This window comes from Flavobacterium sp., from assembly GCF_017985075.1.
GTDB lineage: Bacteria > Bacteroidota > Bacteroidia > Flavobacteriales > Flavobacteriaceae > Flavobacterium.
Window position 1 is genome coordinate 20,470 of the sequence record NZ_JAGNYF010000015.1, and the last position, 23,881, is coordinate 44,350.

Consider the following 23,881-nt stretch of genomic DNA (forward strand, 5'->3'; position numbering starts at 1 on the left):
TATAGCTGCCTTTTATTTTTATAATGTTCCTCTTAAAGCTTGTTCTCTTTCAATAGACTCAAAAAGGGCTTTAAAATTTCCTGCTCCAAAACCTTTTGCGCCCATTCTTTGAATAACTTCAAAGAAAAGTGTTGGTCGGTCTTCAATTGGTTTGGTGAAAATTTGTAATAAATATCCTTCTTCATCGGCATCAATCATAATACCTAATTTTTGAAGTTCGTTGATGTCTTCTTTAAATTTAGACATGTGATCTTTCAATCTTTCTGGAATGGCATCATAATACGCTTGTGGTGGCGTACTTAAAAATTCAATTCCACGAGAACGCATATCGGCAACGGTAGTAATGATGTCATCTGTTGCAACTGCTATATGTTGCACGCCTTCGCCTTCATAAAAATCTAAATATTCTTCAATTTGAGAACGTTTTTTTCCATTAGCTGGTTCGTTAATTGGAAATTTAATTCTTCCATTTCCGTTACTCATTACTTTCGACATCAATGCCGAATATTCCGTAGTAATTTGTTTGTCATCAAAAGAAAGGAAATTAACAAATCCCATTACATCTTCAAACCATTTTACGGCTTCATCCATTCTGTTCCAACCCGTATTTCCAACCATATGGTCAATAAATTTTAATCCAACAGGTGTTGGATTATAATCCGATTTCCATTCTTGATAACCAGGCATGAAAATTCCGTTGTAATTTTTACGTTCTACAAAAACAAATACGGTTTCTCCGTATGCGCCATAAATACCAGCACGAACTACTTCGCCATCTTCGTCTTTTTCAACAATGGGTTCAAAATAAGGTTTTGCACCTCGTTTTGTAGTTTCTTCAAACGATTTTCTGGCATCTTCTACCCAAAGTGCAATTACTTTAACACCATCTCCATGTTTTTTAACATGTTCTCCAATAGGTGAATTACTGTTTAAAGCAGTTGTTAATACCAAACGTATTTTGTCTTGTTTTAAAACATAAGAAGCTCTGTCTTTTACACCAGTTTCTAATCCTGCATACGCTAATGATTGAAAACCGAAAGCCGTTTTGTAAAAATGAGCCGCTTGTTTAGCATTACCCACATATAATTCTACGTAATCTGTCCCTAATAAAGGCAAGAAATCTTGTGCTCCTTCAAATATTTTTTCTAAGCCGTATTCGACTGATTTTAATTGATCTGACATAATAAGCCCCCTAACCCCCGAAGGGGGAATTCCTATTAGGGGTGAATAGGATTTTTAGTATTAATTATTTTATTTTCGTTTTTCAAAAGTCCTTCCTTTGGAGGGGTTGGGGAGGCTACTCCACCCAAGACTTGTAGTATTGACCATCATCTAATCCCATTGCAGCTTCCGTAACCATTAATGGACGAAACGTATCTACCATTACTGCTAATTCTTTTGTATCGGTATGACCGATACTTCTTTCCATAGCACCTGGTGCAGGTCCGTGAGGAATCCCTTTTGGATGTAACGTAATGTGACCTTGTTCGATGTTGTTTCTACTCATAAAATCGCCATCAACATAATACAATACTTCATCTGAATCAATATTACTATGATTATAAGGTGCAGGAATTGATTTTGGATGATAATCGTACAATCTTGGCACGAAAGAGCACACTACAAAAGTCGCCGTTTCAAATGTTTGATGAATTGGCGGTGGTAAATGCACTCGACCTGTAATAGGTTCAAAATTATGAATTGAAAATCCGTAAGGAAAATTATATCCGTCCCAACCAATAACATCAAAAGGATGTGTCGCATAAACTACTTCGTGCATCATTCCTTCTTTTTTGATTTTGATTAAGAAATCACCTTTTTCGTCATAGGTTTCTATTTCAGAAGGTAATTTAAAATCTCTTTCGCAAAATGGCGAATGTTCTAAATGTTGACCCGATTCGTTTTTATATCTTTTTGGAGTATAAAATGGCGCATAAGATTCTACATAAAACAAGCGATTATCTTCTGAATTGAAATCAATTTGATAAATCATTCCGCGAGGAATAATTAAGTAATCGCCATATTCAAAATCTATATTTCCCATCATGGTTCTTAGTTTTCCAGAACCTTTATGGATAAATATCATTTCGTCTGCATCGGCATTTTTATAAAAATAATTTCGTAATGATTTTTTTGGTGCGGCTAATCCGATAATACAATCTTTATTAACAAGCATGTCTTTTCTGCTTTCTAAAAAATCGTCGGCAGGTTGTAGTTCAAAACCTTTTAATAACAGCGATTTTATATTCTTACCAATAGCGATTTTTGGTTCAACCGAATACGATTTAGTAATTTCTTTTACTTGTGTTGGTCTGTGCACATGGTATAATAATGAAGAATGTCCATTAAATCCTTCGGTACCAAAAAGTTGTTCATAGTACAATCCGCCGTTTGGGTTTTCAAACTGAATGTGTCGTTTGTGAGGTATTTCTCCTAATTTATGATATATTGGCATTTCTTTAAGTTTAAAAGTTATAGGTTTGAAAGTATTTTACGATACTTTTTTTATTAAAACAAAAAGAAGTATGCTCACTCAGGATTTCTCTTGATGAGGAATTTCAAATGGGCTAATAATCCGTTCCAATTTTTCATAACACAAATATCGTAAAAATATATTATAAAAAAAAACGACTTCAATTTGAAGTCGTTTTTAATTGAATTTTATTTATTTAGTTTTGAATTTCGTTTACCGTATATAAAGTAGACTAAAACACCTATAGCTAACCATCCTAATGATAGCAATTGTGCATCGTGACTTAAGTTAATCATTAAGTATGTATTGATTAAAATACCACAAATTGCAATTAATGGTAAAGCCGGAACTTTAAAAGTACGTTCTAAACCAGGTTGTTTTACTCTTAAAATCCAAACCGCAATACAAACCATAGTAAATGCAAATAAAGTACCAAAACTGGTCATATCTGCTAATTTGTTGATAGGAGTGAAGGCTGCAACAACAGCTATAAATCCTCCTAAAATCATTAAATTAGTTTTTGGTGTTCCAGATAATGGATTAATTTTTGAAAAAACAGAAGGAATTAATCCATCTTTAGACATTCCTAAAAAAATTCTAGATTGTCCCATAATCATTACCATTAATACGGAAATTAATCCAATAGTTGCCGCAATAGTAATAATGTAACCTGCCCAAGCTTGTCCAGCAATATCAAATGCATATGCTACAGGAGCTTTAATAGCTTCAGGATATTTTCCTAGTGGATTAAAATCTTGGTAACTCATCATACCAGTTAATACTAATGACACTAATATATAAAGTACTGTACAAACCAATAAGGATACGATAATAGCAAATGGCACATCTTTTTTAGGGTTAATAGCTTCTCCTGCTTGTGTTGAAACCGCATCAAAACCTACATAAGCAAAGAAAATTGCAGCAGCTCCAGAAACAATTCCTCCTACACCATAGGCTTGGTGTGTCCCAGCTTTGTCAACAATTTGTGTAACTTCAGGAATAAAAGGAACCCAATTATCTGTATTTATGAAAAAAGCACCTGCAATAATCACAAAAATTACAGCTGAAACTTTTAAAATTACAATGAAGTTATTCGCATTTGCAGCACTTTTGGTTCCTTTAATCAAAATAGAAATTACGAAAAGAACAATTAAAAACGCAGGTAAATTCATTGAAAATCCTTCACCAGTATAACTTGCAGGATCAGTAGTTAGCCAGTCAGGTAATTTTATTCCAAACATTTTGAGAAGTTTATTAAAATATCCAGACCAAGAAACTGCTACTGTCATTGAACCCATAGCGTATTCTAATATTAATCCCCAACCAATAATCCAAGCAAAAATTTCTCCAATAGTTCCATACGCATATGCATACGCAGAACCTTCAACGGGTAAAATGGAAGCGAATTCAGAATAACATAGTGCCGCAAATACACAAGCAATACCTGCAATTATAAATGAAATCGCTAAAGCAGGTCCAGCATGGTAATAGGCACCAGTTCCTGTTAAGACGAATATACCTCCTCCAATAATGGCTCCAATACCAATTGCGGTTAAGCTCCATTTACCTAGAACTCGTTTTAATTCACTTTTTTTCATATCAGCTTCAAAGGCTGATACTGGTTTAACTCTCCAAATAGACATAAAGTAATAATTTTTAGTTGCTTCAAATATAGGATTTTTTCAATTAAATATCCAAATCAAAAAAAATATTTAAAAAACGAAGCCCAAATTCACCCAAAAAGCAGAGAAATTCGTTTCAGGAGACCAAGTGTATTTTATTTCAATAGGGCCTATTAAAGTTTCTAATCCATAGCCCAAACCAAATCCAGTATATGTAGGTTTGTTAAACCAGGTTTTTGTGGCATTAAAAATAAAATCGCCAACAATTGAAGCATTATATGTTAGGTTAATGTGGTTTTTTTTGTAAAATTCGTAATCAAAAGTCCCACTACTTTTTATATATGAATTTCCGCTTATGCTTAAAAAATCGTATCCATAAAAAGAGCTTATATTATTAGTTTCTTTAAAACCTGTTCCTCCCAAAGCAAAATCAAAATAAGGTAAAGTTGAATGTCCTATTTTAAATCCAATTTCGTTCTTTAAGACAAAAGAGAAGTTTTTTATTGGAGCAATGGCAATTCCTAAATCTGTTTTAGAGATAGAAAATTTCGAAAATTGATTGGTATAATCCGATGAACTAAAATAGTAATTAAAATTACTCTTTAAATACCATCCTTTTTTTGGAAAATATTTATCATCAAAAGTATCATGGTTAAGATATCCATTTAAAGACAAATAATTACTGTTTTCAATTGTTTTATTGGCTTTTGTTAAATTATCAGATTTTAATACTAAGTTTTGAAACTCAAACCCTCCGCCAATATTAAATTTTCTAAAAAAAACAGTTTGTAGAAACACTTTAGTATTGATACTTGAATAATCTAAATTTATTTTTTCAAATGTATTATTTAAATAACTTTGAATTCCAAATGCTGAATTAACATTCTTATTAAATCTATTTAAACTGGAGTTAATTCCAAAGCTAAAATAATAGCCATTGTCAATTAAGTAATTAAAATCGTACCTAAAATTATCACCAAAAATTAAATCTAGAGAAACCATATCGTTTTTGGAGATAATTTTTTTCTGGGTGATATTTATTAAAGCCCCACTTTTATACAATTCATCATAATGAAGTGCGAATTTCAAAAAAGTATTTATTTTATTTTCTCGTAAACTAATAAAAATGTCTTTTTCGTTAAATTGATATTTTACTGCACTAAAGTTTTGAGTATTGCTTAGATTTTGAATTCCATTTTGAAAATCTTCAAAGCTTACTTTAGTGTTGGGTTTAAATCGTAATTTCCCTAAAACATAAGCTCGTGTATAATTTTTTAGTTCTGTAAAAGCAATGTTTCCAATAAAAATTGAATCTTTAATAAGTTTTAATTTAGGTTTTTGATACGCTTTATTTTCAAATTTCATCAGTTCTGATAAAAAATTTCTCGTTGCGTATTCACCATTTTCAATAATTTTCTTTCCATTTTCGAATGATAAAACCGTATATCCTTTTATTTCAGGTTTTATGTAAATATTTGTAAGTTGGCGCTTACTTTTCATTTGAGATTGCGTATTGAAATTTGAAATTTGTCCAAAAATAGTCGTGATGCCTTGTAACTCTTTTCGGTCTTTTAACGCCTCTTGTACATCTACACCTATAATATAATCTACACCTAATTCTTTAAGTTTTTCAACAGGATAATTATTTGTAACGCCACCATCAACTAGTAGTCTTTCTTCAATTTCAATTGGATAGAAAATACTTGGAACAGAACTGCTAGCTATTAATGCTTGCGGAAAAATCCCTTTATTTAATACAATTTCTTCTCCAGTTTCAATGTCTGTTGCCATACAGAAAAATGGAATAGGTAATTTTTTGAAATCTCTCGTATTTCTTACGTGATACGTTAATTTGGATAAAAAATGATAATTATAAAAACCTTTTGAAAGTGCATTTGGGGTTTCTAATTTTAATTTTTTAAAGGGCAATGATAAGGCATAGATATCATCGCTTCTTTTATTAAAAAGTAATTTAGATTTTCTTGGAATATTGTCTTGAACCAAATCGTCTATATTTAATGTGCTAAAAATAGAATCTAATTGTTTTCCCGTATATCCAGAAGCGTAAAGTCCGCCAACTATCGCACCCATACTGGTACCGCCAATGTAGTCAATCTTTATCCCTAAAGAATCAATTACTTTTAGTACACCAATATGCGCCAATCCTTTTGCGCCGCCGCCAGAAAGGACCAAACCAATTTTAGGTTTTTTAATGCTGTCTTGTGCAATTGAGTTAAAAGGCAAAAGTAAAAAGACAAAAGCAAAAAGTATAAAACAAGAAAATGTACCACGAATGCGATATTCTATTTTCTTTATTCTATTCTCTTTTTTCTTAAACATACGTTATTCTTTTTTGTAAAAGTCGGAAATTTTTTTTGCTTTTGAAAGTCCAATTACTGAAGAAATTTCAGATTCTGTTGCCTCTTTTAGTCTTTTTACGCTTTTAAAGTGCGAAATTAAGGTAATCATTGTTTTTTCGCCAATACCAGGAATACTTTCAACGGAAGAATTTAATGCCGATTTACTTCTTTTATCGCGATGATGCGTAATTCCAAATCGATGCGCTTCGTTTCGTAATTGTTGAATTATTTTAAGCGTTTCCGATTTTTTATCCAAATATAAAGGTATTGGATCGTCTGGATAAAACAATTCTTCTAATCGTTTCGCAATACCAATAATGGCAATTTTACCACGCAAACCTAAATCTTCTAAACTTTTTAATGCTGAAGATAATTGTCCTTTTCCGCCATCTATGATAATAAGTTGAGGTAAAGATTCTTTTTCGTCCAATAACCTTTTGTATCTTCTATACACCACTTCTTCCATCGAAGCGAAATCATTTGGTCCTTCAACGGTTTTTATGTTGAAATGTCTGTAGTCTTTTTTGCTGGCTTTTCCATCTTTAAAAACCACACAGGCTGATACAGGATTTGTTCCTTGAATATTAGAATTATCAAAACATTCAATATGTCGAGGTGCTACAGAAAGGCGTAAATCTTTTTGCATTTGTGCCATAATTCGGTTTGTATGTCGGTCTGGATCTACAATTTTAATTTGTTTTAATTGATCTAATCGGTAATATTTTGCATTACGTTCAGATAAGTTTAAAATCTCTTTTTTATCTCCTAATTTAGGAACAGTTACTCTAATTTTATCGCCTAAATCTATTTCAAAAGGCACTACTATTTCTGTTGAAGTTAAAAAGAAACGCGCTCTTATTTCTACAATTGCTAATTCTAATAATTCTTGATTGGTTTCGTCTAATTTTTTCTTTAGTTCTAATGTGTGCGATCGAATAATAGCCCCGTGTGAAATCTGTAAAAAATTAACATACGCCATTGTTTCATCTGAAATAATGGAAAACACATCAATATTGGTAATCTTAGGATTTATTATCGTTGATTTTGCTTGATAGTTTTCTAATACTTCAATTTTATCTTTAATTTTTTGTGCTTCTTCAAACTTCATTTCTGAGGCTAAAATCTGCATATGGTTTTTAAAATCTTTTAGACTTTCTTTAAAATTTCCTTTTAAAATTTCTCGAATAGCTGTAATTTGTTTTTGATAATTCTCCTGCGTTTCGTATCCTTCACAACCGCCTTTACAGTTTCCAATATGGTATTCTAAGCATACTTTATATTTCTCAGCTCTAATGTTTGTTAGTGATAAATCAAAATTACAAGTTCGTAAAGGATATAATTCTCTAATTAATTCTAATAACGTATTTACGGTTTTAAAACTGGTGTAGGGACCAAAATATTCCGAGCCATCCTTTATCATTTTTCGAGTAGAAAATACTCTTGGAAACGCTTCTTTTTTGATGCAAATCCAAGGATATGTTTTATCATCACGAAGCAGCACATTATATCTTGGCTGTAGTGTTTTAATAAGATTGTTTTCTAACAATAACGCATCGGTTTCCGTAGGAACAACAATATGTTTGATAGTAACAATTTTTTTTACAAGTACTGAAGTTTTATAATTATCGTGGTTTTTGGTAAAATACGATTGTACGCGTTTTTTTAAATTTTTTGCTTTCCCAACGTACAAAATCTTATTTTCTTTGTCATAATACTGATACACACCAGGATTATCAGGTAAGGTTTGAATTTGTAGTTCGAGTGGTGTCATTTGCAGTATACAGTGTTCGGTTTTTAGTATTCAGTAATTTGACTTGAGAAAGTCTTACAAAAATAACAAAAAACAATTGATTTAGCATAAAGTAAATTTTTATTACTTTAGCAAAAAGTAAAACACGTGATGCACAAGGAAATTACTATTTTTAACGAAACGATATTACCTGGAAAGAGTAAAACCATCAATATGCAAATTGGAAAATTGCATACGATGACCGATTTACACATTCCAATAATTGTGGAAAGAAGTAAAAAAGAAGGTCCGGTAGTGCTGTTAACTGCTGGTTTACACGGTGATGAGATTAACGGCACTGAAATAGTTAGAGAATTAATTGTAAAAAAAATTAATAAACCAAAACGAGGTACTATTATTTGTATTCCTGTAATTAATATTTTTGGATTTGTTAATCAAACCAGAGAATTTCCGGATGGTAGAGATTTAAATCGAATTTTTCCTGGAAGCAAAACAGGTTCTTTAGCAAGCCAATTCGCGTATTATATTTTAAAAGAAATTATACCTCATATAGATTATGCAATAGATTTTCATGCGGGTGGTGCCCAAAGATTTAATGCACCACAAATACGAATTGTTCCTAATAACTCAGAATTAAAAACGCTTTCAGATGTGTTTGGCGCTCCGTTTACCTTATATTCTAATAATATTTCTGGTTCGTTTAGAAGCTCATGTGATAAAATGAATGTAAAAATGTTGTTGTTTGAAGGAGGAAAGTCAGTAGACATTAATAATGCGGTAACTAAAGAAGCTGTAGAAGGCACTAAACGATTTTTACTGCACTTTGGAATGTTAAAAAACAAACACGAAATTTCAAAACCACACCAAACTATATATATTGAAAAGTCGGATTGGATTCGAGCTAATTTTTCTGGAATGTTTCACGGCTTAAAACAAATTGGAAGTTTTGTAACAAAAGGCGAATTATTGGCCACAATTTCAGATCCTTTTGGAAAGGTGAGTCATAAATTAAAAGCACCACACGCTGGCTATTTAATAAATGTAAATGATGCCCCAATTGTATATCAAGGTGATGCCGTTTTTCATATTTCAACAAAATTAGAAAATGATGAAGAATGAGTTAAGAATAAAATATACTAAATTAAGGCAAAATTTGTCTGAAGCTACGATTGAAGATTTATCCTTAAAAATTGCCAATCAAATTATTCAGTTAGATATTTGGCAACACAGTTTTTATCATCTTTTTTTACCAATTGAAACCAAAAATGAGGTAAATACAGAATATATTTTGCAAGTTTTGGCAGGAAAAGATAAAAACATTGTCCTTTCCGTAAGTGATTTTTCAACTCGCGAAATGACTCATTTTCTTTTAACTGATGCAACCAAAATAAAGAAAAACAAGTACAATATTCCTGAGCCAGTTGACGGTTTAGAAGTTCCTGTTTCTAAAATTAATGTGGTTTTTGTTCCTCTATTAGCTTTTGATGAAAAAGGCAATAGAGTAGGTTATGGTAAAGGATTTTATGATCAGTTTTTGTCAAAATGCCAACCAGAAACTATAAAAATTGGCGTATCTTTTTTTGAAGCAGAAACATTAATTTTAGACACCTTATTTACTGATATTCAGTTAGATTATTGTGTAACACCAACTAAAGTTTACAATTTTTAATAAAAATTTAAATCGGAATTCCATATATTTTATTATATTTGAAATTATTACAAAAAAACAAACTATGTTACAATCTATTCATTCTACGTTAGCTTATGGTGTTTTAGCCGTATTAGTTTTAGCTATTATTAATGCTTTTTTAGGGCTTTCAGCTAAAAGAAATTTTACTCCAAAAGACAGAAGCATTTCTTTAATTGCGTTAATTTTTAGTCATATTCAGTTGTTGGTTGGCTTATTTATGTGGGCATCCACTTTTGATTTCGATTTTAAAGCTTTAGGTTTAGTAAAAATAGATCATCCGATAACGAATATTTTAGCAATTGCTTTAATTACAATTGGTTGGAGCAAACATAAAAAAGAAGAAAGCAGTAACGGAAAGTTTAAAAAAATTGGTATTTTTTATGCTTTAGGATTAATTTTCTTACTATCAAGAATACCTTTTAAACATTGGTTAGGACTATAACTTTTTATGGCATAATTAGTACCAAATCAATAAAAATATAAAGAGAAGTAAGTGAAAATTTACTTCTTTTTTAATCTTATATTATATGAAGATGAAAAAATTTATATACATATTGCCGCTTTTAGTAGTGCTTTTTTTTCAGAAAGAAAACATAAAATCAAATCTTTCTCAAGAAAAACCTAAACTAAAAGTTACAGATACAATAAAGAAAAAAGACAGTATAACCAAACCTGTTGAAAAACTTGAAATGTATCACGAATCAGCACACGCTTCTTATTATGCTAATAAATTTAATGGCAGAAGAACCGCAAGCGGTACAAGATTTAACAACAATGATATGACTTGCGCACACCGAAAACTTCCATTTGGGACAAAATTAAAAGTTACAGGTCTAAAAACTAAAAAAGTAGTGTATGTTACCGTTACAGATAGAGGACCATTTCATAAAAACAGACATATTGATTTATCAAGAGCCGCATTTTGGAAAATTAGACCATCAAATTATGGCGGACATATTGATGTAAATATTGAAATTGTGAAGAAATAAAAAAAAGCCTTTTACCAAGTAGTAAAAGGCTTTTTGCTTAAATAAGCATTATAATATTTTTCATCGCCAGTAACTTCTTTCGCCAGCCAATTTGGTTTTTCAAAGGTTTCATTGGCGTCGGAAAGTTCAATTTCAGCCACAATCAAACCTTTATTTTCGCCTTCAAAAATATCTACTTCAAATGTATGATTTCCTTTTTTGATTAAATATCGGTTTTTATCAATTACGCCTGTTTCGCATAATTTTAATAAAGCTTCTGCTTCGTATAACTCAATTTCTTTTTCCCATTCAAAACGTGTAGTTCCTGATTCGTCGCCTTTGCCTTTTATAGTAATAAACCCTTTATCGTCTTTAATTCTGATTCGGACTGTTCGTTCGGGCGTAGAATTTAAATACCCTTGAGCAATTTTCTGCGAATGTGAAGCCTCAGCAATAAAACCTGAGGAATGGACTAAAAATTTACGTTCTATTTCTTGCATAATTCTTAAAATATAAAGAATCAAAATTACAATATTTAAACATATAAGTCACATAAGTTTTATCGTTCTTTTTATTTCAAGTTTCAAGTTTCAGGTTGGCTTAGGTTCTCGAAGCCAATGGTATTGAAATTTCTGAAAATCTGAAAAATTTCAGTTTAAAGAATTATTTTTTTTCAGTACTTTGTAAATCTTATGGAAATCATACAACGAAAAATAATTCACATTGATATGGATGCCTTTTATGCCTCTGTAGAGCAATTGGACAATCCTGATTTGAAAGGAAAGCCAATTGCTGTAGGCGGAAATGAAATTCGTGGTGTGGTCAGTGCTGCCAGTTATGAAGCGAGAAAATTTGGGGTAAGAAGCGCGATGAGTGGTGCACAAGCTGCTCGTTTATGTGAAAATTTAATTTTTGTAAAACCAAATTTTGAACGATATAAAGAAGTTTCTAAACAAATTAGAAAAATATTTTATGAATACACCGATTTGGTAGAACCGCTTTCCTTAGATGAAGCCTATTTAGATGTTACAGAAAATAAAAAAGGAAATCCGAGCGCCACATTAATCGCCAAAGAAATCCGACAAAAAATATTTGAAGTCACTGGTTTGACAGCTTCTGCAGGAATTTCTGTAAATAAATTTGTTGCTAAAATTGCGAGTGATTTTAATAAACCTAACGGTCAAAAAACAGTAAATCCGGATGAGGTGGAAGTGTTTATTGAAGTATTAGATGTAAAAAAATTTTACGGAATTGGAAAAGTCACTGCTGAAAAAATGTATCAATTAGGCATTTATTCTGGAACGGATTTAAAGTCAAAATCGTTAGACTATCTTGAAAAACATTTTGGGAATAGTGGTAATTCGTACTATAATTTATCTCGAGGGATAAGTTTTAGTCAGGTTAAACCGAATAGAGAAATGAAATCTGTTGGCGCCGAACGCACGTTTAATAAAAATTTATCTTCTGAAATTTATATGGAAGAACGTTTAAAAAATATAGCTGAAGAAATTGAACGCCGTATTAAAAAATATAAAATAGCAGGAAAAACCATTACTTTAAAAATAAAATATTCCGATTTTTCACAACAAACAAGAAGTAAAACGGTGCAGTATTTTATTTCCGATAAAAATCTAATTTTTGAAACTGCTAAAGAATTATTGTATCAAGAAAAATTGAAAAATTCGGTCCGATTATTAGGCATTTCTTTAAACAATTTAAACACGCATCAGAAAAAATTTGTGGTGTATCAATTGAAGTTTGAGTTTTAGATTATTGATAAATTTCGGTTTGCATCGAAACTCGAACCATATATTCAATTAATTGTCCACTAGAAGAAACTCCTCTTCCGCCCATAGCTTTTCCATACGTTTCAAATTCATTTCTTTCGGTTGAATAGCGATCTTCATTAGCACTAGTGCTTGTTGACATATTTACTATTGAACCAGTTTTTATATTGGCGCTTTTTGCTAATCTTTGCGTTATTTCTACGGCATCTTTTACCGCTAAATCTTGTGCTTGTTTCATTAATTCCTCAGTATTTGTATTGAAATATGAAATAGTTTGAATTTTATTAAATTTTGTTTTCAATAATTCTTCAGTAAAATTTTGCATTTGATTTAAATCTAATAACGTAAAAATTATTTTTTGAGAGGATTCAAAACCAATAAATACTTCTTTATTTAATTTATTATCCCATTTTGTAGCTTTATTTGTAGCAATCAAACTCGTTTTAATTAGCGTAGTATCTTTAACATAATTTTTAATAATATTTTTTACTAAGAGAAGTGTTTTCTGGTTTTCTGTAACGGCTTCCCTCAAAGTTGGTTTAATGTGATCTAAATCTAGTGTAAGTATTGCTGCATTGGGAAAAGCAGAAACCTTACCTAAACCATTTACGTTTATAGTGTTTTTTTGCTGAGAAAAAGAAAAATTTAAAACTAAGCAAGTTATTATTGTGATGTAAAATTTTGATTTTTTCATATTTATACCGGTTTATAATTAGTAATAGTAACGTGAAATTTTTAAATATAGTATATCAAATAAATAATTTCTTTTAAAGCTATAAATCGTATATCTTTGTAGATTATAAACGAAGTAACACAATTTTAGTTTCAATTTTTTATTGATTTTTGAAATTGTTATTGATTTTTGAAATTGAATATGAAACACATTAGAAATTTTTGCATAATTGCACATATTGACCACGGGAAAAGTACGTTAGCCGACCGCCTTTTAGGTGCGACACAAACCGTTACTGCAAGAGAAGAAAAAGCGCAATTATTAGATAATATGGATTTGGAGCGCGAGCGTGGTATTACCATAAAAAGTCACGCGATTCAAATGGAATATACGTATCAAGGGCAAGAATATATTTTAAATTTAATTGACACCCCTGGTCACGTAGATTTTTCTTATGAAGTGTCTCGAAGTATTGCTGCTTGTGAAGGTGCATTGTTAATTGTTGATGCCGCGCAAAGTATTCAAGCACAAACCATTTCAAATTTATATTTAGCTTTAGATAATGATTTGGAAATTATTCCTGTTTTAAATAAAGTAGATTTACCTTCTGCCAATCCGGAAGAAGTTTCAGATGACATTATCGATTTATTAGGTTGCAAATTAGAAGATATTATTCACGCTTCTGGTAAAACAGGTTTCGGTGTAGAAAATATTTTAGCTGCTATTATAGAAAAAATTCCAGCACCAAAAGGGATAAAAGATGAGCCTTTACAAGCTTTAATATTTGACTCTCACTATAATCCTTTTAGAGGAATTGAAGTAATTTTTCGTGTCGTAAATGGTGAAATTAAAAAAGGTCAGAAAATTAAATTTATGGCAACCGGTAAAGAATATTTTGCCGATGAGGTGGGGACTTTAAAATTAAATCAGGTTCCAAAAAATGTTATTTCAACTGGAGATGTTGGTTATTTAATTTCTGGAATAAAAGAAGCAAAAGAAGTAAAAGTTGGAGATACCGTTACAGACGCTAAAGAACCAACAACAAATATGATTACAGGTTTTGAAGACGTAAAACCAATGGTATTTGCAGGGATTTATCCTGTAGATACGGAAGATTATGAAGATTTACGATCTTCAATGGAAAAACTACAGTTAAACGATGCGTCGTTGGTGTTTTTACCAGAAAGTTCAGCAGCATTAGGGTTTGGTTTCCGATGTGGATTCTTAGGAATGTTGCATATGGAAATTATTCAAGAGCGTTTAGAACGTGAGTTTGATATGACCGTTATTACAACTGTTCCTAACGTTTCGTATTTAGCTTATACAAAGAAAGAACCAGAAGTTGGTTTCATAATAAACAATCCATCAGATTTGCCGGAACCAAGCAAATTAGATAGAGTTGAAGAACCTTACATTAAAGCAACTATTATTACAAAAGCCGATTATGTTGGAAATGTAATGAGTTTATGTATTGAAAAGCGAGGTTTAATAACAAATCAAACTTACCTAACTACTGAACGAGTAGAGCTAAATTTTGATATGCCTTTGGCGGAAATTGTATTTGATTTTTACGACCGATTAAAAACAGTTTCTAAAGGATATGCTTCTTTTGATTATCATCCGATAGGAATGAGAACTTCAAAATTAGTAAGATTAGATGTTTTATTAAATGCCACTTCTGTAGATGCACTATCTGCTCTTATTCACGAAGATAATGCATATAATATTGGTAAAAAAATGTGTGAAAAATTACGCGAATTAATTCCACGTCAGCAATTTGACATTCCAATTCAAGCCGCTATTGGAGCAAAAATCATAGCACGTGAAACTATAAAAGCACTTCGTAAAGATGTTACTGCAAAATGTTATGGAGGTGATATTTCTCGTAAACGTAAATTATTAGAGAAACAGAAAAAAGGTAAAAAACGAATGCGTCAAGTAGGAAATGTTGAAATTCCGCAGGAAGCATTTATGGCCGTTTTAAAACTAAACGATTAAATATAAAAACAAACAAAAAGCATATTAATTTTTAATATGCTTTTTTCTTTTTAAAATATTTCATAAATTTATTGCTAATTCTAAAATGACTCTAGTAATATGAACATGAAAAATATTTATTTTTTATTATTAGCATTAAGTTCAAGTGTGTTTTCACAAACAATAACTATTGACAATACTACTAATACTCCTGCACAACTTGTAGATTTGTTATTGGTAAATTCTTGTGTCACAGTTTCAAATATTGCTATTTCATCCAACCAATCTGTTGCTTATTTTAATAAAAACGGATCTACTTTTCCTATTAATGAAGGAATAATTATTAGAAATGGTTTAGTGTTAAACACGCAAGGAAATTATAGTAATAATGCTAGTTTAAGTTCTCAAATTAATACAAATACAGATACATATTTACAAACATTAAGTACTAATAGCGGACAATCTTCAGCAATTACAGATGTAGCTTTTTTAGAATTTGATTTTATACCCGTTTCAAATAGTTTTAGTTTTGATTTTTTATTTGCATCTAATGAATATGGCGAATACCAATGCGGATTTAGTGATGTTTTTGCTTTTGTATTAACCAATTTAAATACAAATGTTTCTACCAATTTAGCTGTTATTCCAGGAACGAGTTTGCCGGTTACAGTTAAAGATATTAGAAATAATTTATATAATCCCAATTGCGTATCGGCCAATCCAAATTTTTTCAGTACATATAATCCATTAAACATTCCGGCTTCTACTTTAAATATGAGAGGGCATACTGTTGTTATGAATGCGGCTTCTACAGTAATTCCTAATGTTCCTTATAAAATAAGATTGGTAATTGGAGATTATAATGATTCAGGTTATGATTCAGCTGTATTTATATCTGGAGGAAGTTTTACAACGTCATTAGATTTAGGCCCTGATCAAACAATTTGTTCAGGGAATCCTATTCAATTAAATACTCAGTTAGATAATACATATACGTATCAGTGGTTTCAAAACGGAAATCCAGTTGGAGGAAATACCCCATCTTATACTGTAAACATTCCAGGAACTTATTCTGTTGAGGTTACTAAAGGATCCTGTTTCCTAACCGATACGGTTGTAATTAATGATTTAACAGTTACTAATCCATCTAATTTACAAACGTGTAACACAGGTGCAGCAAGTTATTCTTTTGATTTAACAGCTAATAACGAAACCCAATTAGGTATAAATACTACAACATTTGACTTATTTTATTATGCCTCAATGGCTGATATAACTGCAAATAATCCAATTGTAGGAACAACTAATTTTTCTACTACATCAGGTCAAACTATTTATGTTAAAATTTTTAATACGATATCCAACCTGTTTTGTGATGCCGTTTATCAATTTGATTTAGTAATAAATCCAGTGGTTAATGCTACGCAACCCGTTGATGTACAATTGTGTGAAGCACCTACTGCAACAACGTATTTTTTAGCTAATTTAGATCTTCAAGTTTTAAACGGATTAACCGGTTATAGTGTTTTATATTTTTCTAATCAAGCAGATGCTATAGCAGGAAATACCGGTGCGATTACTTCAGTTGCAATACCTAATGGAACTACAACAGTAACCGTTTGGATCAGAATGCAAAACGCTTCTAATTCACTGTGTTTTGATGTCACAAGTGTTGATATTAATGTAAATCCATTGCCTCCGGTAGACGATTTAGCCGATGTGGTAGAATGTAGTAGCTATGTATTGCCAGTTTTAACAAATGGAAATTATTTTACAGGTCCAGGAGGAGCTGGTACAGCTCTATTTGCAGGTAATATAATTAATGAAAGTGCTATGTATTATATATATTATGGACCTGATGTGAATGGCTGTTTTAACGAATCTTCCTTTTTAGCTTATTTTGTAGATGAATATAAGCCAATTTTAGATAATTGCGGATCTTTTACGATACCATCAACACCATATAATATTGGTGCTTTTTACACTGCGCCTGGTGGACCAACTGGAACAGGTACTTTAATTCCTATAGGCACCGTTTTTCCTAATAACACACAATTAAATATTGTTCAGCCAGTTTATTATTATGCTGAGGTAAATGGCGTTTTTTGTAGAGATGAATTATTTAATATTAATATTCATCCACTTCCTTTAATTGATACCTTGCCTGATGTAACTTATTGTAATTCGTATACATTACCAGCTTTAACAAATGGGAATTATTTTTCTGAACCAGGAGGGATAGGAACACCCTATTTTGCAGGAGATGCTATAACTGCTACTCAAATAATGTACATATATAATAGTACGTCTTATATTGACGTAAATGGAAACCCAGGAGTTTGTGCTTTAGAAACCGATTTTCAGATAAATATAATTAATACAAACTTATTTACTACTTTAAATGCTTGTTCTAGTTATACTTTGCCAGCTATTACTTTTGGAGGATATTACACAGCTCCATTAGGAGGGGGTTTATTGATTGACCCTAATGTTCCAATAACAACTTCTCAAGTAATATATTATTATGCCAATACCACATTATTGCCAAACTGTTCAGATAATTTAAATTATAATATTATTATTAATCCTCTGCCTTTGGTAGATGTAATTCCTAGTGGTGTGTATTGTGGTGAATTTGTTTTGCCTGTTTTAACAAATGGATCATATTATACATTGCCAGGAGGACCTACTACTTTAGGTCAAATTCCACTTTTTGCTGGAAATATTATAGATTTATCCGGAGTTAGATTAAATCCTGGAACGTATTATGTGTTTAATGGACCCGATGCGAATGGTTGTACAAATGAACAATCGTTTACTATAACTTTAAACCCATTTCCTCCAGCAGATGGTGTTTTAGATAGATTTGAATGCACACCATATTCTATTCCTCAACCAGTAAACGGCACCATATATACCGCACCTGGAGGTCCAAGTGGAGGAGGAACTGTCGTGTTACCAACAACTGTTTTTTCTGCTACGCAAACCTTTTATATGTATAATATTGACACAGTAACTAACTGTACAATTAATAGGCCTTTTACGGTAACGTATAGTGGAATTAATTTACCAAATTATACGAATGTTTCTGTGTGCGAAACTCAAAATTATACATTACCTGCTTTAACGCATGTGCCGCCTACTCCAGAAAACTACTCTATTGGTTACTTTTATGATCAAGCCGGTACATTGCCCGTTGCAAATGGATTAGTATTTAATGTTCCGAATACCACCACAACAATCTGGGTAGTAGCAACAAATGGTGATAGAACAATTTGTAATGCTCAAGATAGTTTTGATATTATTGTATCTCAAACTCCAAATTTAGCTGCGTTAGCTTTAGTATTTGATGCCGAAGAATGTGGAACATATGTATTACCTACTTTACCTTCCGTTGGTTTCAATATCAATTATTATTCGCAACCAGGAGGAAATACAGCTAATTTAATCAGTAATTTAAATATTACTACACCAGGTACTTATACGTATTATGTTCACGCTACCTCCATAAACAATCCAAATTGTAGCGCAGAACAACCGTTTACTTTTACAGTTCATCCTTTAATAAATATTACTTTACCTCAAGGGGTTATTTGTGTAGACCCGATTACAAATGTTCTAATTCGTCCTTATACAATTCAAACTGGCTTAAATCCTGCCGTGTATACCGTAAGTTGGTTTTTAAATGGAACTTTATTAGGAACGGGACCTAATTTTACAGCAACGCAAGCTGGCGTTTATAATGTTACATTTGTTAAACTCACTCCTGATGTGGGTTCAGCATGTAATTATAATAACACAACGGTTACCATTATCCAATCAAGTCCGGCTAAAGCCAATTTTACGGTGAGTCCAGAATTTAACACGGATGGAACTTTTATTACAGTTAATATAACTGAAGGGTATGGAAATTATACCTATCAGTTAGAATATCCAAACGGAAATTTAAGTCCAATTCAAACAAGTAATACCTTTACAAACTTAGTTACAGGCGATTATTTTGTAATTATTTATGATACTTTAGGAAATTGTACACCTACAAGAATTGGACCTATTTATATTATTAATTATCCAAATTATTTTACACCAAATGGAGATGGGTTTCACGACACTTGGAATATTTTTGATTTGGCACAACAGCCTAAAAGTTTAATTTCTATTTTTGATAGATATGGAAAACTTATAAAACAAATTTCTCCAGCTGGTTCTGGGTGGGATGGTAAATATGATGGAAAAGACTTGCCTTCAACAGATTATTGGTTCTCGGTAGAATTTATGACACAAAGTAAGCAAAAAGGTGTTTTTAAATCTCATTTTAGTTTAAAACGATAATAAAAAGACATAAAAAATCCCAAATTCAACTAAGAACTTGGGATTTTATATTTTAATTTGAATTTTTATTCAATTTCAGAAATTCTTAAGGTGTTCACCATTCCTTTATTGGCAATCGGCATAGATGCTAAATTAATTACCATATCACCTTTTTTAACGTATTTCTTTTCTTTACAAATTTTATTGATGTCGTCAATAGTATCATCTGTACTTGTAAATTTATCGTAAAAGAATGCTCTTACGCCCCAAAGTAAATTTAATTGAGTTAAAATTCGTTCGTTTGAAGTAAAAACTAAAATATGAGCGTGTGGTCGCCAAGCCGAAATTTGAAACGCGGTATAGCCACTATTTGTTAACGTAGTAACCGCTTTTGCATTAATAGTATCTGCCATAGCTGCTGCATTAAAACAAATAGATTTAGTAATATATCTATCGTTTCTTTTTGTTGGTGCAATATGAGGAACATTAATAAGTGGAGAATCTTCTACGCTTTCAATAATACTTGTCATGGTTTCAATAACTTGTACTGGATAATTTCCAACAGAAGTTTCACCTGATAGCATTACGGCATCCGCACCATCCATAACCGAGTTGGCTACATCATTTACCTCTGCTCTTGTAGGCGTTAAACTGGTAATCATGGTTTCCATCATCTGAGTGGCAACAATTACCGGAATTCGTGCTAATTTTGCTTTTAAAATTAGTTTTTTCTGAATTAAAGGCACTTCTTGCGCAGGTACTTCAACACCTAAATCACCACGAGCTACCATTAAACCATCACAGGCAACAACAATCTCGTCAATATTTTCAACGGCTTCTGGTTTTTCAATTTTGGCAACAATCGGAATTTTATGTTCAGAATGTTCAGCAATTAAATCTTGTAAATCTTTAATATCTTCTTTTGTTCTAACAAACGAAAGTGCCATCCAATCTACTTTGTTTTCACAAGCAAAAATCGCATCTTTAATATCTTTCACTGTCAATGCAGGTAGCGATACTTTTGTGTTAGGTAAATTTACTCCTTTTTTAGATTTTAATGGTCCGCCCTGAATTACTTTACAAACTACTTCATCAACTCTATTGGTTTCAATAGCTTCAAACATAAGTTTTCCATCATCTAAAAGAATTCTTTCTCCAGGATTTACATCTTTTGGAAATTCTTTATAGTTCATGTATACTCTATTTGCAGTTCCAGGAACATCTTCTGAAGTTTGGAAAGTAATAATATCACCTGGATTCACAACAACATCTTCTTTCATTACACCAACGCGTAATTTTGGACCTTGTAAATCGGCTAAAATAGAAGTGGTATAGCCAAATTCTGTATTTAATTCGCGGATAATATCTATTCTTTCTTTTACATCTGTATAATCAGCATGTGAAAAGTTAATTCTAAAAACATTAACTCCCGCGTCAATCATTTTTTTAATTACTTCTTTGCTACTACAAGCGGGACCTAATGTGGCAACAATTTTTGTTTTTTTTGTTGTATGCATCTTTAAAAAATTAAATTGTTTATCGATTTTAAATTAGTTGTATCTACTTTATAAATAGTAGAAACATTTTGTATGGTACTTATTTTTTTAATGACTTCTTCGCTTTTAAAGCTTGAATCTATATTGTCTATTTTTAATAAATAATCGGCTATTTTTAATTCTGGAATCAAATTCATTGTAATATTATTTTCAGAAAAGAAACCCGTATTATTTTGATTCGAATTAAAATTGGTTTGATTTTTAATGAGTTCCCAAGTAATATCTTGGTTAAAATCGTCATAACTAAATCTTGAAAATTTTCCGGTTCCGTTAGAAGATTTTATAGAAATTTCGTTATCATTTTTTGCCATTAAAACATTCAATTTTAAGTTTATTAAAAAGGTTAATTTAAAATCTTTTAAATTAGAATGAATCGCAAGTAACTCAAAATCATTTGATTCAAAATCGTCGAATGTAAGTTTAAGATTTGCCATTTATTTTTTTAATAATCGTAAAGATAGGAGTAAAAATTATTAAATTGTAGTAAAAAAGGTTTCTAAACTATTAAATTTTTAATTCAAACGTTGTAGTTGATAAAAAAATTTAGGATTTGTTTTCAATTTTATCTTGTAACGCAAAAAAAGCTCTTTTTGCAGCTGTTTCTTCTGCTTTTTTCTTAGAAGTAGCTCTGGCTTTGCTAATTACCTGATTGTCCATAAGTAATTTCACACCAAAATACTTTACGCCTTCTTTGCCATCATCTTCAAAAATATCAAATTTAAAAGTAATTTTTTCTTTCTGACACCATTCGATAATTAGACTTTTATAGCTAATTACTTTTCCTTCTAAACGTTCAATATCCACATATTGTTTGATGATTTTCTCTTGTATAAATTTCTCACAATACGGATAACCTTTATCTAAATAAATGGCACCAATGAAAGCTTCGCATAAATTGCCATGAATATTATCCCCAAAATGAGTTGGACTTACTTTACTTTCAATAAACTGTACTAAGTTAAAATCTTTTCCCAATTCGTTTAAATGCTCTCTACTTACAATTTTAGATCGCATTTTTGTTAAGTAACCCTCATCGCCAGTTGGTACTTTTTTATACAAATGTGCAGCAATAACACTACCTAACATGGCATCACCTAAAAATTCTAATCGTTCGTAACTTATTGGAAATCCTTTTTCATCAGTTTGATTTGCAGAACGGTGCGTAAAAGCGTGTTTATAATAAATTTCTGTATTGGGCTTGAATCCCAAAATTTTGGTAATTTTTTCAAAAAAAACCCCGTCTTGATTAGAAGAAGGGGATTTTTTCAATATTTTATTTAAAATGCGACGCATGAAGTTATTCTTCTAATTTTTTGAAAAGCACACAAGCATTATGTCCACCAAATCCAAAAGTATTACTCATTGCCACTTTAATTTCTCTTTTTTGAGGCGTGTTTAAAGTCAAGTTTAATGATGGATCAATATTTTCATCTACTGTTGTGTGGTTTATTGTTGGAGGAACAAGACTGTGTTTCATTGCTAAAATAGAAGCAATTGCTTCAATTGCACCAGCTGCTCCTAACAAATGCCCTGTCATTGATTTTGTAGAATTGATATTTATATTTTTAGCGTGTGCTCCAAAAACATGACTAATTGCTTTTAATTCTGCAACATCTCCTAAAGGTGTTGAGGTTCCGTGAGTATTGATGTGATCTACTTCTTCTGGTTTCATACCTGCATCACGTAATGTATTTTCCATTACGGCAATAACTCCAATTCCTTCTGGATGTGGAGCAGTTAAGTGATACGCATCAGATGACATTCCGCCACCACCAACTTCACAATATATTTTAGCACCACGTGCTTTCGCGTGTTCGTATTCTTCAAAAACTAAAGCACCTGCGCCTTCGCCTAAAACAAAACCATCTCTGTTGGCATCAAACGGTCTTGAAGCCGTTTCTGGCGAATCATTTCTTGTAGATAATGCTTGCATAGAGTTAAATCCACCCATTCCTGCAATAGTTACGGCTGCTTCAGAACCTCCAGACACAATTACGTCACACATTCCTAAACGTATGTAGTTAAAAGCGTCTATCATAGCATTTGCTGAAGAAGCACAAGCAGAAACTGTTGTGTAGTTTGGACCCATAAAGCCATTTCTCATAGAAATATGAGCAGGAGCAATATCGGCAATCATTTTTGGAATAAAGAACGGATTAAAACGAGGTGTTCCATCTCCTTTAGCATAACTTAGTACTTCTTCTTGGAAGGTTTCTAAACCACCAATTCCAGCACCCCAAATTACACCTACTCTTTGTTTATTTACGTTAGATTCTAAAATCCCGGCATCTGCAATTGCTTGTTCACCTGCAACAATGGCATATTGTGCAAATTTATCCATACGTCTTGCTTCTTTTCTATCGATAAAATCTTCGATATTGAAGTTTTTTACTTCGCAAGCAAATTTTGTTTTATGTTTTTCGGTATCATAATACGTAATTGGAGCTGCTCCGCTTTTACCGCTAATTAAGGCATTCCAATATTCTTGAATATTATTTCCAATTGGAGTAAGTGCTCCAAGTCCTGTTACCACTACGCGTTTTAATTGCATAAATTATTTTTTAGTTATATAGAAAAACCCAATGCTTCATAATTAAATATCAACATTGGGTATTACATAAATGTCTTATGTGAATGATTGTAATACAATCAATGTTTTTACAAATCTAAACAAAGATTTTTAAAAACAGAAACAAAAAATAACAACATCCGTA

18 protein-coding genes are annotated in these 23,881 nt (G+C 31.4%); 7 read left to right on the plus strand and 11 right to left on the minus strand.

What is annotated here, in order from left to right; all coding sequences use genetic code 11:
- Positions 1 to 18: 18 nt before the first annotated feature.
- From hppD to uvrC, 5 genes are all read right to left on the minus strand, one after another.
- Positions 19 to 1,182 (minus strand): 4-hydroxyphenylpyruvate dioxygenase, encoded by a 1,164-nt coding sequence (gene hppD / locus KA468_RS04865; protein WP_291241811.1) that lies wholly within the window; start codon positions 1,180 to 1,182, stop codon positions 19 to 21.
- A 115-nt stretch (positions 1,183 to 1,297) separates the two neighbouring features.
- A complete protein-coding gene (locus tag KA468_RS04870) occupies positions 1,298 to 2,455 on the minus strand; it encodes a homogentisate 1,2-dioxygenase (protein ID WP_291241812.1) in 1,158 nt (385 codons plus the stop codon).
- A gap of 206 nt (positions 2,456 to 2,661) precedes the next feature.
- Positions 2,662 to 4,116 carry an amino acid permease gene (locus tag KA468_RS04875; protein WP_291241813.1) on the minus strand — a complete coding sequence of 485 codons (1,455 nt, stop codon included), beginning with the start codon at positions 4,114 to 4,116 and terminating at the stop codon, positions 2,662 to 2,664.
- 69 nt (positions 4,117 to 4,185) lie between these two features.
- Positions 4,186 to 6,435, minus strand: coding sequence for a patatin-like phospholipase family protein (locus tag KA468_RS04880; protein WP_291241814.1), 2,250 nt, complete (start codon positions 6,433 to 6,435; stop codon positions 4,186 to 4,188).
- Positions 6,436 to 6,438: 3 nt separating this feature from the next.
- Complete coding sequence (uvrC, locus tag KA468_RS04885; RefSeq protein WP_291241815.1) at positions 6,439 to 8,226, minus strand: excinuclease ABC subunit UvrC; 1,788 nt, start codon at positions 8,224 to 8,226, stop codon at positions 6,439 to 6,441.
- A 129-nt stretch (positions 8,227 to 8,355) separates the two neighbouring features.
- On the opposite strand from uvrC, the gene KA468_RS04890 reads away from it, so the two are divergent.
- From KA468_RS04890 to KA468_RS04905, 4 genes are all read left to right on the plus strand, one after another.
- The gene (locus KA468_RS04890; protein WP_291241816.1) at positions 8,356 to 9,324 is read left to right on the plus strand and encodes a succinylglutamate desuccinylase/aspartoacylase family protein; all 969 of its coding nucleotides are present in this window, start codon (positions 8,356 to 8,358) and stop codon (positions 9,322 to 9,324) included.
- Entirely contained in the window at positions 9,311 to 9,874 is a 564-nt protein-coding gene (locus tag KA468_RS04895; protein WP_291241817.1) for a 5-formyltetrahydrofolate cyclo-ligase, read from the plus strand. Before KA468_RS04890 ends, KA468_RS04895 begins: the two co-directional genes overlap by 14 nt.
- 64 nt (positions 9,875 to 9,938) lie before the next feature.
- Positions 9,939 to 10,337: a hypothetical protein gene (locus KA468_RS04900; RefSeq protein ID WP_291241818.1), complete on the plus strand. Its 399-nt coding sequence runs from the start codon at positions 9,939 to 9,941 to the stop codon at positions 10,335 to 10,337.
- Between the two features lie 91 nt (positions 10,338 to 10,428).
- Positions 10,429 to 10,884, plus strand: coding sequence for a septal ring lytic transglycosylase RlpA family protein (locus KA468_RS04905; protein ID WP_291241819.1), 456 nt, complete (start codon positions 10,429 to 10,431; stop codon positions 10,882 to 10,884).
- 11 nt (positions 10,885 to 10,895) lie between these two features.
- On the opposite strand, the gene KA468_RS04910 is transcribed toward KA468_RS04905, so the two are convergent.
- Positions 10,896 to 11,363: a CYTH domain-containing protein gene (locus KA468_RS04910; RefSeq protein ID WP_291241820.1), complete on the minus strand. Its 468-nt coding sequence runs from the start codon at positions 11,361 to 11,363 to the stop codon at positions 10,896 to 10,898.
- Positions 11,364 to 11,555: 192 nt separating this feature from the next.
- Here KA468_RS04910 and dinB point away from each other — a divergent pair, with 192 nt between their 5' ends.
- Positions 11,556 to 12,632 (plus strand): DNA polymerase IV, encoded by a 1,077-nt coding sequence (gene dinB, locus KA468_RS04915; RefSeq protein ID WP_291241821.1) that lies wholly within the window; start codon positions 11,556 to 11,558, stop codon positions 12,630 to 12,632.
- A gap of 1 nt (position 12,633) precedes the next feature.
- Here the strand turns inward: dinB and KA468_RS04920 are convergent, their stop codons facing one another.
- Entirely contained in the window at positions 12,634 to 13,344 is a 711-nt protein-coding gene (locus tag KA468_RS04920; RefSeq protein ID WP_291241822.1) for an SIMPL domain-containing protein, read from the minus strand.
- A 180-nt stretch (positions 13,345 to 13,524) separates the two neighbouring features.
- Here KA468_RS04920 and lepA point away from each other — a divergent pair, with 180 nt between their 5' ends.
- Positions 13,525 to 15,321: a translation elongation factor 4 gene (lepA, locus tag KA468_RS04925; RefSeq protein ID WP_291241823.1), complete on the plus strand. Its 1,797-nt coding sequence runs from the start codon at positions 13,525 to 13,527 to the stop codon at positions 15,319 to 15,321.
- 105 nt (positions 15,322 to 15,426) lie between these two features.
- Positions 15,427 to 19,632: a choice-of-anchor L domain-containing protein gene (locus KA468_RS04930; protein ID WP_291241824.1), complete on the plus strand. Its 4,206-nt coding sequence runs from the start codon at positions 15,427 to 15,429 to the stop codon at positions 19,630 to 19,632.
- A 65-nt stretch (positions 19,633 to 19,697) separates the two neighbouring features.
- Here the strand turns inward: KA468_RS04930 and pyk are convergent, their stop codons facing one another.
- From pyk to fabF, 4 genes are all read right to left on the minus strand, one after another.
- Entirely contained in the window at positions 19,698 to 21,128 is a 1,431-nt protein-coding gene (gene pyk / locus KA468_RS04935; protein ID WP_291241825.1) for a pyruvate kinase, read from the minus strand.
- 2 nt (positions 21,129 to 21,130) lie between these two features.
- Positions 21,131 to 21,601, minus strand: coding sequence for an IPExxxVDY family protein (locus tag KA468_RS04940; protein ID WP_291241826.1), 471 nt, complete (start codon positions 21,599 to 21,601; stop codon positions 21,131 to 21,133).
- Positions 21,602 to 21,710: 109 nt separating this feature from the next.
- Complete coding sequence (rnc, locus tag KA468_RS04945; protein ID WP_291241827.1) at positions 21,711 to 22,460, minus strand: ribonuclease III; 750 nt, start codon at positions 22,458 to 22,460, stop codon at positions 21,711 to 21,713.
- Positions 22,461 to 22,464: 4 nt separating this feature from the next.
- Entirely contained in the window at positions 22,465 to 23,718 is a 1,254-nt protein-coding gene (gene fabF / locus KA468_RS04950; RefSeq protein WP_291241828.1) for a beta-ketoacyl-ACP synthase II, read from the minus strand.
- Positions 23,719 to 23,881: the final 163 nt, after the last annotated feature.